We start from the raw sequence: 15,018 nt of genomic DNA, 5'->3' as shown, positions 1-15,018 counted from the left end.
ACTCCGTCACCGCGATGTCCTTCCTGCGCCGTCACGACCGCCACGCCCGGCCTCTTTCACGCCACGAGGCGCAGATGGCGCGGGTAGTGTTCGGCGATGCGATCGACTACGCGACGGTCAAGGTCTACGCATGCGGCTATCTTCCGTTCGGCCTGCAACCGCACCGCACGGCGATGGCGCCCAACGGCAACCTCTATTTCCCGCGCGGCTGTTTTCAGGACGACTTCTCCGCCTGCGACCTCTCGGATCGCATGTGGTTCATTCACGAGATGACGCACGTCTGGCAGTTTCAGCTCGGTTATCCGGTGCGGCTGCGCGGCGCGATCCGCATCGGCTTGACGTATGCGTACACGCTCGCCGACGGCAAGCGACTCTGCGATTACAACATGGAAGCGCAAGGCAACCTGCTCGCGGATTATTTCGCGCTGAAGTTCTGCGACGGGCAAAACCGGTTATACGAGCATCGCTACCGGCATATACCCGGCGCGCTCGCGCTCTATGAAACCGTGCTCGCGGACTTCATCCGCGCGCCCGCAGAGCGCCGCAATCTGCCCGGACGCGGCCGCTAGGCGCTGCGTCGCGCGGCCTTCTCCAGACAGCTCGACAAGAGACCGGGCAGCGCCGGGTCGCCGCAATTGGCGATGTTGAAGCGCATCCACGTCGTCGGCGACTGGTGGGGCGAGAACAGGCTGCCGGGCGTCAGCAGAAAGCCCGCTTCGTGACCCGCCGCCGCCAGGCCATCGGAATCGACACCCGCGTCCGCCCACAGGAACATGCCCGCCGCGGGCGTCGCAAAGAGCTTCAAACCGGTCTTTTCCAGCATGCGCGCGGTCTTGTCGCGCACGCCGTCGAGCCGCGCGCGCAGCCGTTCGACGTGGCGCCGGTAGTGCCCTTCGGTCAGCACCTTGTAGACCACGCGTTCGTTGATTTCCGGGCTCGTCATGCCGACGAGCATCTTCTGATCGGCGAGCGCCTTCGCCACCTCGGGCGCCGCCGCGATATAGCCGACGCGCAGATTGGCCGCGAGCGTCTTCGAGAAACTGCCGAGGAAGATCACGCGTTTCAGCTGATCGAGGGATGCGAGGCGCGTCGCGGGAAAACCCGCCGGGCACAGATCGCCGTATACATCGTCCTCGACGACGATGAAATCGTATTCCTGCGCGAGCTGAAGAATCCGGAACGCCTGCGCCGCCGTGAGCGACGTGCCGGTCGGATTCTGCAAAACGGAATTGATGATCAGCATCTTCGGCCGCCAGGTCGCGACGAGCGTTTCCAGCGCGTCGAGATCGGGGCCCTCGGGCGTGTACGGCATGCCGACGAGCCGCGCGCCCTGCGACGCGAAGCGCCCGAACATCTGGAACCACGCCGGATCGCCGACGATCACCGCGTCGCCGGGCTTCACATACAGACGCGAGATGAGGTCGATCGCCTGCGTGATCCCCGACACGAGCACGATCTGCCGCGCCGCCGATGCGCCGATCTCCAGCTCTTCGAGCCGCGTCTGCAACTGCTGGCGCAGCGGCAGAAAACCTTGCGGCGTGCCGAAGCCGAGCATCTGCGCGCCGCTCTGGCGCGAGAGCGAGCGAAGCGCGTTGGTGATCAGTTCGCCATCGAGCCAGCGTCCCGGCAAATAGCCGAGGCCCGGCCCTTTCTCCGGGCTCGACGTGTGCAGCATGTTGCGCAGCAGCCAGACCACGTCGATGGTGTTTTGCACCGGCTCGCGCTCCGCCGCGGCGGCCGGCGCCTCGCCTTTCGCGACGAGCGTGGGCGCGACGCGCTCTCGCACGTAGAAGCCCGACCCCCGCCGCGAGTCGAGATAGCCGTGGGCGACGAGCCGCTCGTAGGCCTCGACGACCGTGAAACGCGACACGCCCTTGTCGAGCGCGAGCTTGCGGATCGACGGCATGCGCATGCCGGGCCGGAACACGCGCTCGTCAATGCGGCGGCGGCCCCATTGCACCAGCTGGTCGACGAGCGTGAGTTGCGCGGCGTCGTGCGGGGCGGGAATCTGGTCGAGCGGAACGGACATGCGAGCCTCCGTTGAACGGCAAGCGCGGCTGTGAGCCGGGAAAGAACTGTACCGAATAGTCTTGGGCCGATTGTACCGTTACTGTTACGGTGATAGCGGCTACATTTTGCTTTCGGCGGTCCGGCGCGCGAGAAGTAAAGCGTTATGCTGTCGGCCCCTGTTCATCGCACTGCCCGTCATGACCGATCATCGACTCAAACTCGATCACCTGGTGATCGCCGCACGCACGCTGGAAGAAGGCGCGCAGTTCGTCACCGCCACATTCGGCGTCGAGACGGCGGCCGGCGGCGCGCACCCGCTGATGCGCACGCACAACCGGCTGCTGAATCTGTGGGGCGGCGCGTATCTCGAAGTGATCGCGATCGATCCATCGGCGGCGGCGAGCGTCGAATCGCCAAGGCCACGCCTTTTCGCGCTTGACGACCCCGCGATGCAGCGTCGTCTCGCGGACCACGGCCCGCAACTCGTGCACTGGGTCGCGCGCGTCGATCGTCCGAAGTCGCTGGTGCGCTGGCGTGAGCAGTATCCCGGGCGCATCCCGCCCGTCGCGGCCATGTCGCGCGCCGGCAATACGTGGGGCCTGACGGTGCCCGACGACGGCGCGTTTCCGGCGTGGCACGGCGCGGGGGACGGCGTGCTGCCGTCGCTGATCCAGTGGGACACGCCGCGCCATCCGAGCGACGCACTTGCTGAAACGGGCATCGCGCTGCGAACGCTGACGGGCTTCCATCCACAGGCGCAAGCGGTGTCGGAGCAGCTCGCGTGGCTCGGCGCGGCGCATTTGATGCACGTCGAGCCGACGACGGGCGCGCCGGCGCTCGTTGCGCAGTTCGATCTGCCGGACGGATCGACGCTCACGCTGGGTGAATCGGCGGAACAGGCGCAGGCGCGCGAGGAAGCCGCGCGGCAGGCGTCGAAGCGCCGGCGCGCAAGGAAGACAGATACGCCGGACGAACCGGAAGCACCACCGCAACTCGACTGAACGCGCATCGGACAAACGAGGAGACACCGCACGATGAAAACCCGCGAAACCGAAGGCATGCTGCTCGGCCTGATCGGCGTCGTCATTTTCAGCCTGACGCTGCCGATGACACGCATCGTCGTCGCGGAGGTGCATCCGCTGCTGAACGGGCTTGGGCGCGCGCTCGTCGCGGCGATTCCGGCCGCCGCGCTGCTCGTGTGGCGGCGGGAAAAGCTGCCGTCCTGGCCGCAGGTCAAGAGCCTCGCCGTGGTCGCGCTCGGCGTGATCATCGCGTTTCCGGTTTTTTCGGCATGGGCCATGAAGACCGTGCCCGCGTCGCACGGCGCGGTCGTGAACGGCCTGCAACCGCTGTGCGTCGCCATCTATGCCGCGTGGCTCTCGCACGAGCGGCCGTCGAAGGCGTTCTGGGTGAGCGCGGTGGCGGGCAGCGCGATCGTCGTCGCGTTCGCGTTGCAGGCGGGCGGGGGCGGCCTGCAGGTCGGCGATCTGCTGATGCTCGTCGCGGTCGGCATCGGCGCGCTCGGTTACGCGGAAGGTGCGCGGCTCGCGCGTCAGATGGGCGGCTGGCAGGTGATCTGCTGGGCGCTCGTGCTCTGCGCACCGTTCCTGTTGCTGCCGGTCGGCTGGCTCGCGTGGGCGCAGTTGTTCGGAAGCCATGCGGCGCATCCCGAACCGCTCGCGCTCAAGACGTGGCTCGCGTTCGGCTATGTCACGCTGTTCTCGCAATTCATCGGCTTCTTCGCGTGGTACGCAGGACTCGCGATGGGCGGCATCGCGCGCGTCGGGCAAGTGCAACTGCTGCAGATCTTCTTCACGATGGCGTTTTCCGCGCTCTTCTTCGGCGAGCACGTGAGCACGTCGACCTGGCTGTATGCGGCCGCCGTCATCGTGACCGTCGTGCTCGGCCGCAGGACAGCCGTGCGTCCCGCGCCGCAAGCGGCGGTCGTCGCGGCGGGCACGACGCACGCAAGATGACGCACTCGCGCGATAATTGCGGATTGCCGTTCTTAAGCCCAGATTCAACGATTCGCGGCCCACGCCGCGAGAGACATTATTCCCGAGACAGTCGAGGCCCTTCATGAACCAAGCCGATCTCCGCGCCACGCCGTGGCAACTCTCCGAACGCGCACGCAAGCTCACCAGTTCGGCGATTCGCGAAATCCTGAAGGTCACGGAGCGGCCGGAAGTCATTTCATTCGCGGGCGGCCTGCCCTCGCCCGCGACGTTTCCCGTCGAGGAAATGCGCCACGCCTCGGAACGCATCCTGCGCGATCAGCCCGCCGCCGCGCTCCAGTACAGCGCGACCGAAGGCTACATGCCGTTGCGCGAATGGGTCGCGGCGCGCTATTCGGTGAACGGCGCGCATGTCCGCCCGACGCAGGTGCTCATCACGACCGGCTCGCAGCAAGCGCTCGATCTGCTCGGCAAGACGCTCGTCGATCCGGGCAGCCGCGTGCTCGTCGAAACGCCGACGTATCTCGGCGCGCTGCAGTCGTTTTCGCTCTTCGAGCCGCATTACGTGCAGGTGCCGACCGACGAATCCGGCCTGATCCCCGAAGCACTCGACGCCGCGCTCACCGCCAACGCGCGCCTGCTCTACGCGCAGCCGAACTTCCAGAACCCGACGGGCCGCCGCCTGCCGCTCGAGCGCCGCCGCGCGCTCGCCGCGTTCGCGCAGCGTGCGTCGTTCCCGGTGATCGAGGATGATCCCTACGGCGCGCTCGACTACGCCGGCGCCCCGCTGCCGACGCTCCTCTCGATGGCGCCCGAGCATGTCGTGCATCTCGGCTCGTTCTCGAAAGTGCTGGCGCCGGGCCTGCGCGTGGGCTACATCATCGCGCCCGAGGAATTGCACTTCAAACTGGTGCAGGCGAAGCAGGCGACCGATCTGCACACGCCGAGCCTCACGCAGCGCATCGTCTACGAAGTGGTCAAGGACGGCTTCCTCGATCAGCACGTGCCGACCATCCGCGCGCTCTATCGCGACCAGTGCGAGGCGATGCTCCGCGCGCTGGAATGCCACATGCCCGCCGGCGTCGAATGGAACCGGCCGGAAGGCGGCATGTTCGTGTGGGTGAAGTTGCCGCAGCATATCGACTCGATGAAGCTGCTCGAGCAGGCGATCGCGCAGAATGTGGCCTTCGTGCCGGGCGGCCCGTTCTTCGCGAACGAGGCCCAGCACAATACGCTGCGTCTCTCGTTCGTGACGGTTCCCCCCGCGACGATCGACGAAGGCGTGGCAAGGCTCGGCGCGCTGATTCGCGCGAGCGTCTGACTCTCCGGGCGCGACCGCGCCCTTTTCATCCAGTTTCCAGTTACAAGGAGCAACCGATGGCATCCAACGTGTACGACAAGCTGAAGGAACTCGGCATCGAACTGCCCGCGGCGGGCGCACCCGCCGCCGCCTATGTGATGAGCGCGCAGAGCGGCAACACCGTGTATCTCTCCGGGCACATCGCGAAGAAGGACGGCAAGGTGCATGTCGGCAAGCTCGGCGACAACATCACGACAGAAGAAGGCAAGGCCGCGGCGCGCAGCGTCGCCATCGACCTGATCGCGACCCTGCACGCGCACGTCGGCGATCTGAACAAGGTGAAGCGCATCGTCAAGGTGATGAGCCTCGTGAATTCGACGTTCGACTTCACCGAGCAGCACATCGTCACGAACGGCGCGTCGGAACTCATTGCAGAAGTCTTCGGCGATGCGGGCAAGCATGCGCGCTCGGCGTTCGGCGTGGCGCAGATTCCGCTCGGCGCGTGCGTCGAGATCGAGTTGATCGCGGAAGTCGCATAAAGGCGTCTCCCGTCGCCCGTTAGCGAAACCCGACGCGCTCAGGCCGTCGGGTTTTTCTATGAACCGACCGAACCGACAACATTCATGTCCTCACGCACCGTCCAGTTCAAGCAGGTCGACGTCTTCTCGCCGGTTCCCTTCAAGGGCAATCCGCTCGCCGTGATCTTCGACGCCGAAGGCCTTTCTGCGCAACGCATGCAGGAAATCGCGCGCTGGACCAATCTGTCCGAGACGGCGTTTTTGATGCCGCCGACCGATCCGCGCGCCGACTATCGCGTGCGCATTTTCACGACGGCGGTCGAACTGCCCTTCGCCGGGCATCCGACGCTCGGCAGCGCGCACGCGCTCATCGACAGCGGCTACACGCCGAAGACACCCGGCAGGCTCGTGCAGGAATGCGGCGTCGGGCTCGTCATGCTCGCCGAGCGCGACAACGGCGAGTGGGCGTTCGCTGCACCCCCCGCGACCATCGCGCCGCTCAGCGCCGCTCAGAACGAGCGCCTCGCCGATGCGCTCTCGCCCGCGGTAATCGATTTCAGCGCGCCACCCGCCGCGGTCGACAATGGCGCGCCGTGGCTCGTCGTGCGCGTGAAGGACGCGGCGCAATGTCTCGCGCTGTCGCTGGACGGCCGCGCGCGTGAATCGTTGCAGCCGCTCGTCGCGGAAGTGGGCACGCACGGCATCGCCGTGTACGGGCCGCACGACGCCGATGGACCCGCGACCTTCGAACTGCGCGTGATTCTGCTGGGCGCGGAAAACATCGAAGATCCGGTGACGGGCAGCGCGAACGCGGCGCTCGCGACGCTTCTGACCCAACAAGGAAAGCGGCCCGGCGTGTCATACACCGTGCGACAGGGCACCGCGCTCGGGCGGGATGGCCGCGTGAGCATCGCATACAGCGACCAGGAGGACGGCGCACCGATCTGGATCGGCGGCTGCTCGGTAACTGTGATCGACGGCACATTCTGCATCTGAAACAATGACCTACGCGCTGCCGGGAGGCGCGCGTATACCCCCAAGCGGCGCCCCTTTCTTAATCTTCGAGGCTTCGCTAATATCTGAACAATCGGGGATCAGAACGCAATCGCGGTTTCCACATCGGCGAAAGACGGGCGTCGCGAGTGTGAACCGCTTGCGCCGCAGCGCAAACGTATGCTCTTGACGACACCGAAGGCTCGCCGTCTCGCTCATGTCGGGCTTCGGGCGCCGCTGCGAAGAACCGCTCGCCGAACGGCCGTTGCGCTACCTCCTTGCGTGAATACGGACGTGGATCGGGTCTCGGAGAAACAAGCCGCCGATCATCCGCCGCGCGCCGCGCACGGTATAGTCACTCGTTTCGGCCGAACGCCTCAAAACATGCATCGCTTCATCCATCTCGCGCAGTTCGCAGCACGCCACGCGCTACGAAATAAAGCGCCGACGGACGCCCCATGAAGCGCACGCGCTCTCACGCTTTTTCCGACACCCTCTTCGGCGCGCCGTCGGCGCGGCGTCGGCGCGCGCTCCTCGCGATTCCCGTGCTCGGCACCTTCGTGCTGGTGCTGCTGTGGGCGGTGATATTCGCCCGGCTCTCCGTCGAGCGCGAAGCGACGACACACGAATCGATGGCCTCCGCCGCCATCCTCTCGTCGGCGCTCGAGCAGCACACCATCAAGGCGATCCATCAGGTCGACCAGATCACCCGCTTCGTCAAATACGAGTACGAGAAGTCGCCCGACAACTTCGATCTGATCGCCACGGTCGAGAAAGGCGTCGTGCAGAGCGACACGCTCGTGCAGGTCTCGCTGATCGACGAATACGGCACGCTCATCGCCAATACGTCCGATCCTCATCCGAAGCCGATCGACCTGTCCGATCGCGAGCACTACAAGGTCCACGCCCATTCGAACGACGACCTGCTGTACATCAGCCGCCCGGTGCGCGGCCGCGTGTCGGGCCTGTGGACGTTGCAGATCACGCGGCGGCTCAATCATCCGGACGGCTCGTTCGCGGGCGTCGTGGTCGTATCTGAGGATCCGGCCTATTTCACGAGCGATTTCTACAATGTCGCGTCGATCGGTCGCGAAGGCGTGATCGCCGTCGTATCGGATAACGGCTCGGTGCTCGCGCGCAGCACGGGCGGCAGTCTCGCCGAGAGCGCGGCGGCCAGCTCCGCCACGAAAAGCAACGCGCACAACGGCCCGGCCGACCGCACGCACGCCGCCTTCAGCGCGAGCGGCGTCTATCCGACGACGGACCACGCATCCGGCATCTACGTCGATCCGATCGATCAGGTGAAGCGCATCGTGTCGTACCGGCATATCGACGGCTATCCGCTCGGCGTGCTCGTCGGTCTCTCCGAGCGCGAGGAGATGATCGACTACAACCACACGCGCAATGTCTATCTGCTGATGGCGAGCTTCATTTCGCTCGCGATGCTCGGCTTCTTCGCGGTGGCGACGGGCCTCATCGGCAAGCTGCTCGGACGCGAGCGCGAGATGACGCATCTCGTCGAATTCGATCTGCTGACGGGCCTGCGCAACCGCTACTCGACGCTGCGCGCGCTCAGGCGGGAAGTGGCGCAACCGGAGAACATCGGCCGGCTCGCGCTGCTCTTCATCGACCTCGACAACTTCAAGACTGTCAACGACACGCTCGGCCACAATGCAGGCGATATCGTTCTGCAGATGACCGCGTCGCGGCTTGCGGAGACGGTCGGTCAAAGCGGCGCGCTCTCGCGCATCGGCGGCGACGAGTTCGTGGTCGTCGTGAAGGGCGATGACGTCGAACAGCGCGCCGTCACGCTCGCGAACGATATCTCGACGATGTTCGCCACGCCGTTCGACGTGCGCGGCAGCGCGTTCGTGCTGCATGCGAGCATCGGCATTGCGCTCTTTTCGGTGCCGAACGAAAGCGAGATCGATCTGCTGAAGAAGGCGGATCTCGCGATGTACAGCGCGAAGGACGCGGGCCGGAACTGCTATCAATTCTATTCGCCGCAACTGTCGCATCGCGCGGATCATCTGATGAAGTGGGAGCAGCAACTGCGCGTCGCCCTGACCGAGCAGCAACTCTTCCTCGTCTATCAGCCGAAGATCGATCTCACGCGCCGGTGCATTACCGGCTTCGAGGCGCTCGTGCGCTGGAATCATCCGCAGCACGGACTCATTCCTGCGAACGAGTTCATTCCGGTGGCTGAATCGACCGGGCTGATCGTCGCAGTCGGCGATTTCGTGATCTACACCGCGTGCATGCAGCTCGCGCAGTGGCAGCGCGATGGTTATAACGGACTGTCGCTCGCCGTGAACATCTCGGCCGTGCAGTTCTGGCGCGGCGACTTGCTGGAGACGGTCGCGCGCGCGATCGAGTCGAGCGGTATTCCGCCCGACAAGCTCGAACTCGAAATCACCGAAACGGTGATGGTCGAGTACCCGGAGCTCGTGCAGGAGAAGATTGTCGCGTTGAAGCGGCTGGGCGTGCGCATCGCGCTCGATGACTTCGGCACCGGCTATTCGTCGTTGTCGTATCTGAATCGCTTTTCGGTCGATACGCTCAAGGTGGATCGCTCGTTCGTCCAGGCGATTCCCGAAGACCGCAGCGTGTGCGTCATGGTGTCGGCGATCATCAACCTGGCGCGCTCGCTGGGGCTCACGGTGGTCGTCGAAGGAACCGAACGGGAAGAGCAGATCACGTGGCTTGCGGCGCTCGGGCCGGTGGAAGCGCAAGGCTTCCTGTTCTCACGCCCGGTGCCGGCGGATGGCGTGCAGGCGCTGCTCGATCGCTTCGGCGTGTGCGGATGGCCGCGTGGACAGTCGCCGCGCTCGCGCATGGATGCGGGCCAGGAGTCGAGCACCGCGCTGACGGATGCGCGCGGCGGCTGACTCAGAACCCGCGCGAGAGAACGGCCGTTCCAATCGTCACCACACCCAGCACCAGATTGATCACGACGAGCCGCCGCACCGTGGCGACGGCGCGGGCGCCATCGGGCCAGTTCTGCGCCTGCACCGCCCGCCGGATGCGCGGGAACACCCCGAAGCGGATATGACCGAAGATCAGCATCATCACGATGCCGAGGCCGGCCATCGCATGCAATGGCCACACCGCGTGACCGCCGCCGAATTCCATGAGCAGGAAGCCGCCGGTGAGCAGGATCACGAGCACCGAGGCGCCGACCCAGTTGAAAAAACGTGCGAAGACCGACTCCCAAAGCGGCAGACGCATTTGCGGCGTGAGATCACCGAGCGCGGGGCGCAGGCAGAAGTGGGCGAAGACCATGCCGCCTATCCAAACGGCTACGCCGAGTAAATGCAGAAAGAGCGCCGCTTCGATGGCTTTGTTCATTGGGGATTCCGGATGCAGTTCAAAACGTGATGGACGGGTTGCGGTGTAAAAGCCGAGGCGCACACCAGCCGACTCTCGCTGAAGATTGAATATTGCTGCTACATGGCGAGACTGGCCGGTCAAACCCAGAACACTAAGAATGCGAGCCGCGCAGCGAGTTCCCGCGTTCGGATATTAATGATGCGACGCGCGATCATTCCGATGATGCTCGCTACCGTCATCGGAACGTTTGCAAACCTGAATTCGCGAAATCAAAGATGGTCATGCGGCGAAAACAACCTCCACTCGTCCCGCGTTCGTCGAGCGCCGCGGCGGACCGATCGGCGGATGCGAGAAAGCCCGCACGAAGCGGGCTTTCAAGGTACGCAGCAAACAAACTGGAGGGACGCCCGACCGGGACTTTTATCCCTCGAACACCGGCCTCAACTCCGTCACCTTCAACGACGAATCCGGCGCGCGCCCCTTCCTCGCGCGCTTGCCGAGATGCAGTTGCAATTGCGACCCGCTGAGCTTCTCGTCCTTCGGCTTGCCGCCGCGCCCGGTGCCGATCATCATCACGCCGCGCGCATCGAACGCGAGCGCCTGGCGCAGCGTTTCCTTCGCGTCGAGGCCCATCAGGATGACGCCGCGACCGCCGCCCGACAGCGTCTTCATCTCGTCCATGCCGAAGACGAGCAGCTTGCCCGCACTCGACAGACACCCGACAAGCGTCGCCCCGGGGATGACAGGCATCGGCGCGAGCGGAGCCGCACCGTCGTCGATCGTCATGAACGCCTTGCCAGCTTTCTGACGGCTCACCATGTCGCCGAGCTTTGCAACGAAGCCGAAGCCATTGCTCGACGCCAGCAACAACTGCTGCTCCGCATTCGCCGCGAAATAGTGCAGCAGATGCGTGCCCGACTCGAGCTCGATCAGCGACGTCACGGGCACGCCGTCACCGCGCCCGCCCGGCAACGCCGAGACCGGCACCGAATACACGCGCCCCTTGCTGCCCCACGCGACCAGCGAATCCGGCGTGCGCGCCTGGAATGCCGCATAGAGTCCGTCGCCCTGCTTGAACGTGAATCCCGCCGGATCGAGTCCGTGGCCCTTCAGCGCGCGCACCCAGCCCTTCTGCGAGACGACGACCGTCACCGGCTCGTCGACGACGCGCGCCTCGAACGTCGCACGCTTTTCCTGCTGGATGAGCGTGCGGCGATCGTCGCCGAATTGCTTCGCGTCGGCTTCGATTTCCTTGATGAGCACGCGCTTCATCGCGGCATCGCTGTTGAGCAGCTCTTCGAGCTTGGTCTTTTCGTCGCGCAAGTCGGACAGCTCCTGTTCGATCTTGATCGCTTCCAGCCGCGCCAACTGACGCAGACGAATTTCGAGGATGTCTTCGGCCTGGCGGTCCGAGAGATTGAAGCGCGCGATAAGCGCCTGCTTCGGCTCCTCCGATTCCCGGATGATGCGAATGACTTCATCGATATTCAGGAAGACGATCATCCGCCCTTCGAGAATATGGATGCGGTCGTTGACCTTGCCGAGGCGATGCTGCGTGCGCCGCGTCACCGTCACGAAGCGAAATCCGATCCACTCGTGCAGGATCTCGACGATGCCCTTCTGCCGCGGTCTGCCGTCCGCGCCGATCATCACGAGGTTGATCGTCGCGTTCGATTCGAGGCTCGTATGCGCGAGCAGCGAGTTGACGAACTCCGTCTGATCGATGCGGCTCGACTTGGGCTCGAACACTAGACGAACCGGCGCGTCCTTGCCGGACTCGTCGCGCACGGCGTCGAGCAGGGCTAGCATCGACTGCTTGGTCTGGACCTGCTCGGGCGTGAGCGTCTTCTTGCCGAGCTTGATCTTCGGGTTGGTGAGTTCCTCGATTTCCTCGAGCACCTTCTGGCTCGACACGCCCGGCGGCAATTCCGTGATGACGACCTGCCACTGGCCGCGCGCCATGTCTTCGATCTTCCAGCGCGCGCGCACCTTCAGGCTGCCGCGACCGGTCTCGTACGCCGTCGAGATTTCCGCGGGCGACGAGATGATCTGCCCGCCGCCGGGGAAATCGGGTCCGGGCAATTTCTCCATCAGACCCGCGTGGCCGATCTTCGGGTCACGGATCATCGCGACGGCGGTCTGCGCCACTTCGCGCAGATTGTGCGACGGGATTTCCGTCGCGAGCCCCACCGCGATGCCCGATGCGCCGTTCAGCAACAGGAACGGCAAGCGCGCAGGCAAGAGCTTCGGCTCTTCGAACGAGCCGTCGTAGTTCGGCATGAAATCGACCGTGCCCTGATCGATTTCATCGAGGAGCAGGCGCGCGATCGGCGTCAGGCGCGCTTCCGTGTAGCGCATGGCCGCCGCGCCGTCGCCGTCGCGCGAGCCGAAGTTGCCCTGCCCGTCGATGAGCGGATAGCGCATCGAGAAGTCCTGCGCGAGGCGCACGAGCGCGTCGTACGCGGATTGGTCGCCGTGCGGGTGATACTTGCCCAGCACGTCGCCCACCACGCGCGCCGACTTCACCGGCTTCGCGTTGGACGCGAGGCCCATCTCGCTCATCGCGTAAAGAATGCGGCGCTGCACGGGCTTTTGTCCGTCGCAGACATCGGGCAGCGCGCGGCCCTTCACCACGCTCACCGCGTAGTCGAGATAGGCGCGCTCGGCGTAATCGCCGAGCGTCAGTTGTTCGCCGTCCGGTGCGGTCTGTTCGGCGAAGAGATCGTCTGTGATTCCCATCGAATATCGATATCCGTTATGCGTTGCTCAAGTCGAGCTCAAATGTCCGCTTCGACTTCGTTGCCCTTCTCTTCGAGCCAGCTTCGGCGCGAGGCCGCTTCGCCCTTGCCCATCAGCATCGTCATGCGCGAGACGGTGAGGTCGAAGCCGAGATCGCCGAGGCCGACCGGCAGCAGGCGGCGCGTGTCCGGGTTCATCGTCGTGTCCCAGAGCTGCTCTGCGCTCATTTCGCCGAGGCCCTTGAAGCGGCTGATGGTCCACGCCGTGTCCCGCACGCCGTCCTTGCGCAGTTTGTCGAGGATGGCTTCGAGCTCGCCCTCGTCGAGCGCATAGAGTTTCTGCGCAGGCTTCTTGCCGCGCGCGGGCGCATCGACGCGAAAGAGCGGCGGACGCGCGACACACACATGGCCGCGTTCGATGAGTTGCGGGAAGTGCTTGAAGAAGAGCGTGAGCAGCAGCACCTGAATGTGCGCGCCGTCGACGTCCGCGTCCGAGAGGATGCAGATCTTGCCGTAGCGCAGATTCGACAGATCGATCTGGTCGTCGGGGCCATGCGGATCGACACCGATCGCGACGGCGATGTCATGCACTTCGTTGTTCGCGAAAAGACGGTCGCGTTCCGTTTCCCACGTGTTCAGCACCTTGCCGCGCAGCGGGAGAATCGCCTGAAACTCCTTGTCGCGGCCCATTTTCGCGGACCCGCCCGCCGAATCGCCCTCGACGAGAAAAAGCTCGTTGCGCGCGATATCCGTCGATTCGCAATCCGTGAGCTTGCCCGGCAACACGGCGACGCCCGAGCTCTTCTTCTTCTCGATCTTCTGGCCGGCGCGCGTGCGGGCCTGCGCCTGACGGATCACGAGCTCCGCGAGCTTCTTCCCGTACTCGACGTGCTGGTTCAGCCATAGCTCGAGCGCAGGCCGCGAGAACGACGACACGAGCTTCACCGCATCGCGGCTATTGAGACGCTCCTTGATCTGCCCTTGGAATTGCGGATCGAGCACCTTCGCCGACAGCACGAACGACACGCGCGCGAACACGTCTTCCGCGAGCAGCTTCACGCCTTTGGGCTGCAGGTTATGAATCTCGACGAAATTCTTCACCGCCTGAAAAAGGCCATCGCGCAGGCCGGATTCATGCGTGCCGCCCGCCGGCGTCGGAATCAGGTTCACATACGATTCGCGCAAGAGCGGCCCTTCCTCGCTCCACGCGACGACCCACGACGCGCCCTCGCCTTCCGCGAAGGTTTCCTCGGTGTTGCGCGAGCTTTCCGCATAGCGCTCGCCTTCGAACAACGGAATCAGCAGTTCGCTGCCGCCCATGCCTTCGAGCAGATAGCCGCGCAGACCATCTTCATATTTCCACGTCTGACGCTCGCCCGTCTTCTCGACGACCAGCACCACTTCGACGCCCGGCAGCAGCACGGCCTTCGAGCGCAAGAGACGCTGCAATTCGCCGAGCGGCAGATTGGCGGAATCGAAGTACTTCGGGTTCGGCCAGGCACGCACGCGTGTGCCGCTTTTCTTGGCGCCGCGCTCCGCTGGGCGCGTCGTGAGTTCTTCGATGACGTCGCCGTTGGAAAACGCGAGTTGCGCGACCTTGTTGTCGCGCCAGACCGTCACTTCGAGGCGCGTCGCGAGCGCGTTCGTCACCGAAACGCCGACGCCGTGCAGACCGCCCGAGAAGGTGTAGGCGCCGCCCGCGGCCTTGTCGAATTTGCCGCCCGCATGCAGCCGCGTGAACACGATCTCGACGACCGGCACGCCTTCTTCCGGATGCAGGCCGAAGGGAATGCCGCGGCCATCGTCCTCGACGGAGACGGAATTATCGTTGTGCAGCGTGACGATGATCTGCTTGCCGTAACCGCCGAGCGCTTCGTCGGAGGCGTTGTCGATCACTTCCTGAATGATGTGCAGCGGATTCTCGGTGCGCGTGTACATGCCGGGCCGCTGCTTGACCGGCTCCAGCCCCTTGAGCACCTTGATCGATGCTTCGCTGTAGCCGGCTGCCTTGGCGTTCATGACGAGGCGCTTGCCGCGTTCAGTACCTGTCGCCATTGCGCTGGATTTTTTCGTGGACATAGTTGAACGTTGATCCGGCTCTCGAGCGTTCTCGCGGGAAATGCCACAACGTGACGCCCGATGTGCCGGCGAATGCTAGATGAAAATGCCTGGCC

At 64.9% G+C, this 15,018-nt stretch carries 11 protein-coding genes; 7 read left to right on the top strand and 4 right to left on the bottom strand.

The genetic code is table 11. The annotated features are described in order from the left end of the window. Positions 1 to 74: 74 nt before the first annotated feature. A complete protein-coding gene (locus NCT32_RS04160; protein ID WP_061120576.1) occupies positions 75 to 569 on the top strand; it encodes a hypothetical protein in 495 nt (164 codons plus the stop codon). Here the strand turns inward: NCT32_RS04160 and NCT32_RS04155 are convergent. Continuing rightward, positions 566 to 2,029 carry a PLP-dependent aminotransferase family protein gene (locus NCT32_RS04155; protein ID WP_061120577.1) on the bottom strand — a complete coding sequence of 488 codons (1,464 nt, stop codon included), beginning with the start codon at positions 2,027 to 2,029 and terminating at the stop codon, positions 566 to 568. The genes NCT32_RS04160 and NCT32_RS04155 overlap by 4 nt on opposite strands. 178 nt (positions 2,030 to 2,207) lie before the next feature. On the opposite strand from NCT32_RS04155, the gene NCT32_RS04150 reads away from it, so the two are divergent. The 6 genes from NCT32_RS04150 to NCT32_RS04125 all read left to right on the top strand — a co-directional run bounded on the left by NCT32_RS04150 (position 2,208) and on the right by NCT32_RS04125 (position 9,664). Beyond that, positions 2,208 to 3,011: a VOC family protein gene (locus NCT32_RS04150; protein ID WP_061120578.1), complete on the top strand. Its 804-nt coding sequence runs from the start codon at positions 2,208 to 2,210 to the stop codon at positions 3,009 to 3,011. Between the two features lie 33 nt (positions 3,012 to 3,044). Continuing rightward, positions 3,045 to 3,986, top strand: coding sequence for a DMT family transporter (locus tag NCT32_RS04145; protein ID WP_061120579.1), 942 nt, complete (start codon positions 3,045 to 3,047; stop codon positions 3,984 to 3,986). A gap of 103 nt (positions 3,987 to 4,089) precedes the next feature. Continuing rightward, positions 4,090 to 5,286, top strand: coding sequence for a PLP-dependent aminotransferase family protein (locus tag NCT32_RS04140; RefSeq protein ID WP_061120580.1), 1,197 nt, complete (start codon positions 4,090 to 4,092; stop codon positions 5,284 to 5,286). A gap of 56 nt (positions 5,287 to 5,342) precedes the next feature. Next, complete coding sequence (locus NCT32_RS04135) at positions 5,343 to 5,804, top strand: RidA family protein (RefSeq protein ID WP_061120581.1); 462 nt, start codon at positions 5,343 to 5,345, stop codon at positions 5,802 to 5,804. Between the two features lie 84 nt (positions 5,805 to 5,888). After that, a complete protein-coding gene (locus NCT32_RS04130) occupies positions 5,889 to 6,779 on the top strand; it encodes a PhzF family phenazine biosynthesis protein (RefSeq protein ID WP_061120582.1) in 891 nt (296 codons plus the stop codon). Positions 6,780 to 7,234: 455 nt separating this feature from the next. Beyond that, entirely contained in the window at positions 7,235 to 9,664 is a 2,430-nt protein-coding gene (locus tag NCT32_RS04125) for an EAL domain-containing protein (protein ID WP_061120583.1), read from the top strand. A gap of 1 nt (position 9,665) precedes the next feature. On the opposite strand, the gene NCT32_RS04120 is transcribed toward NCT32_RS04125, so the two are convergent. The 3 genes from NCT32_RS04120 to NCT32_RS04110 all read right to left on the bottom strand — a co-directional run bounded on the left by NCT32_RS04120 (position 9,666) and on the right by NCT32_RS04110 (position 14,863). Further along, positions 9,666 to 10,124, bottom strand: coding sequence for a CopD family protein (locus tag NCT32_RS04120; RefSeq protein WP_061120584.1), 459 nt, complete (start codon positions 10,122 to 10,124; stop codon positions 9,666 to 9,668). Between the two features lie 402 nt (positions 10,125 to 10,526). Further along, the gene (gene parC / locus NCT32_RS04115; RefSeq protein ID WP_061120585.1) at positions 10,527 to 12,845 is read right to left on the bottom strand and encodes a DNA topoisomerase IV subunit A; all 2,319 of its coding nucleotides are present in this window, start codon (positions 12,843 to 12,845) and stop codon (positions 10,527 to 10,529) included. A 38-nt stretch (positions 12,846 to 12,883) separates the two neighbouring features. Beyond that, a complete protein-coding gene (locus NCT32_RS04110) occupies positions 12,884 to 14,863 on the bottom strand; it encodes a DNA topoisomerase IV subunit B (protein ID WP_061120639.1) in 1,980 nt (659 codons plus the stop codon). Between the last annotated feature and the right edge of the window lie 155 nt (positions 14,864 to 15,018).

The organism is Caballeronia sp. INML2, assembly GCF_023631365.1.
GTDB classification, from domain to species: Bacteria; Pseudomonadota; Gammaproteobacteria; order Burkholderiales; family Burkholderiaceae; genus Caballeronia; species Caballeronia turbans.
Note: the sequence above shows the minus strand (reverse complement) of the source record. Positions and strands in the feature narration are given on the sequence as shown.

What these genes read in the sequence shown, in the direction of transcription:
- NCT32_RS04145 (WP_061120579.1), top strand. Translation starts at nt 3,045, where the DNA reads ATGAAAACCCGCGAAACCGAAGGCATGCTGCTCGGCCTGATCGGCGTC.
- NCT32_RS04125 (WP_061120583.1), top strand. Translation starts at nt 7,235, where the DNA reads ATGAAGCGCACGCGCTCTCACGCTTTTTCCGACACCCTCTTCGGCGCG.
- NCT32_RS04110 (WP_061120639.1), bottom strand. Translation starts at nt 14,863, where the DNA reads ATGAACGCCAAGGCAGCCGGCTACAGCGAAGCATCGATCAAGGTGCTC.
- NCT32_RS04135 (WP_061120581.1), top strand. Translation starts at nt 5,343, where the DNA reads ATGGCATCCAACGTGTACGACAAGCTGAAGGAACTCGGCATCGAACTG.
- NCT32_RS04140 (WP_061120580.1), top strand. Translation starts at nt 4,090, where the DNA reads ATGAACCAAGCCGATCTCCGCGCCACGCCGTGGCAACTCTCCGAACGC.
- NCT32_RS04155 (WP_061120577.1), bottom strand. Translation starts at nt 2,029, where the DNA reads ATGTCCGTTCCGCTCGACCAGATTCCCGCCCCGCACGACGCCGCGCAA.
- NCT32_RS04130 (WP_061120582.1), top strand. Translation starts at nt 5,889, where the DNA reads ATGTCCTCACGCACCGTCCAGTTCAAGCAGGTCGACGTCTTCTCGCCG.
- NCT32_RS04150 (WP_061120578.1), top strand. Translation starts at nt 2,208, where the DNA reads ATGACCGATCATCGACTCAAACTCGATCACCTGGTGATCGCCGCACGC.
- NCT32_RS04120 (WP_061120584.1), bottom strand. Translation starts at nt 10,124, where the DNA reads ATGAACAAAGCCATCGAAGCGGCGCTCTTTCTGCATTTACTCGGCGTA.
- NCT32_RS04160 (WP_061120576.1), top strand. Translation starts at nt 75, where the DNA reads ATGGCGCGGGTAGTGTTCGGCGATGCGATCGACTACGCGACGGTCAAG.
- parC (WP_061120585.1), bottom strand. Translation starts at nt 12,845, where the DNA reads ATGGGAATCACAGACGATCTCTTCGCCGAACAGACCGCACCGGACGGC.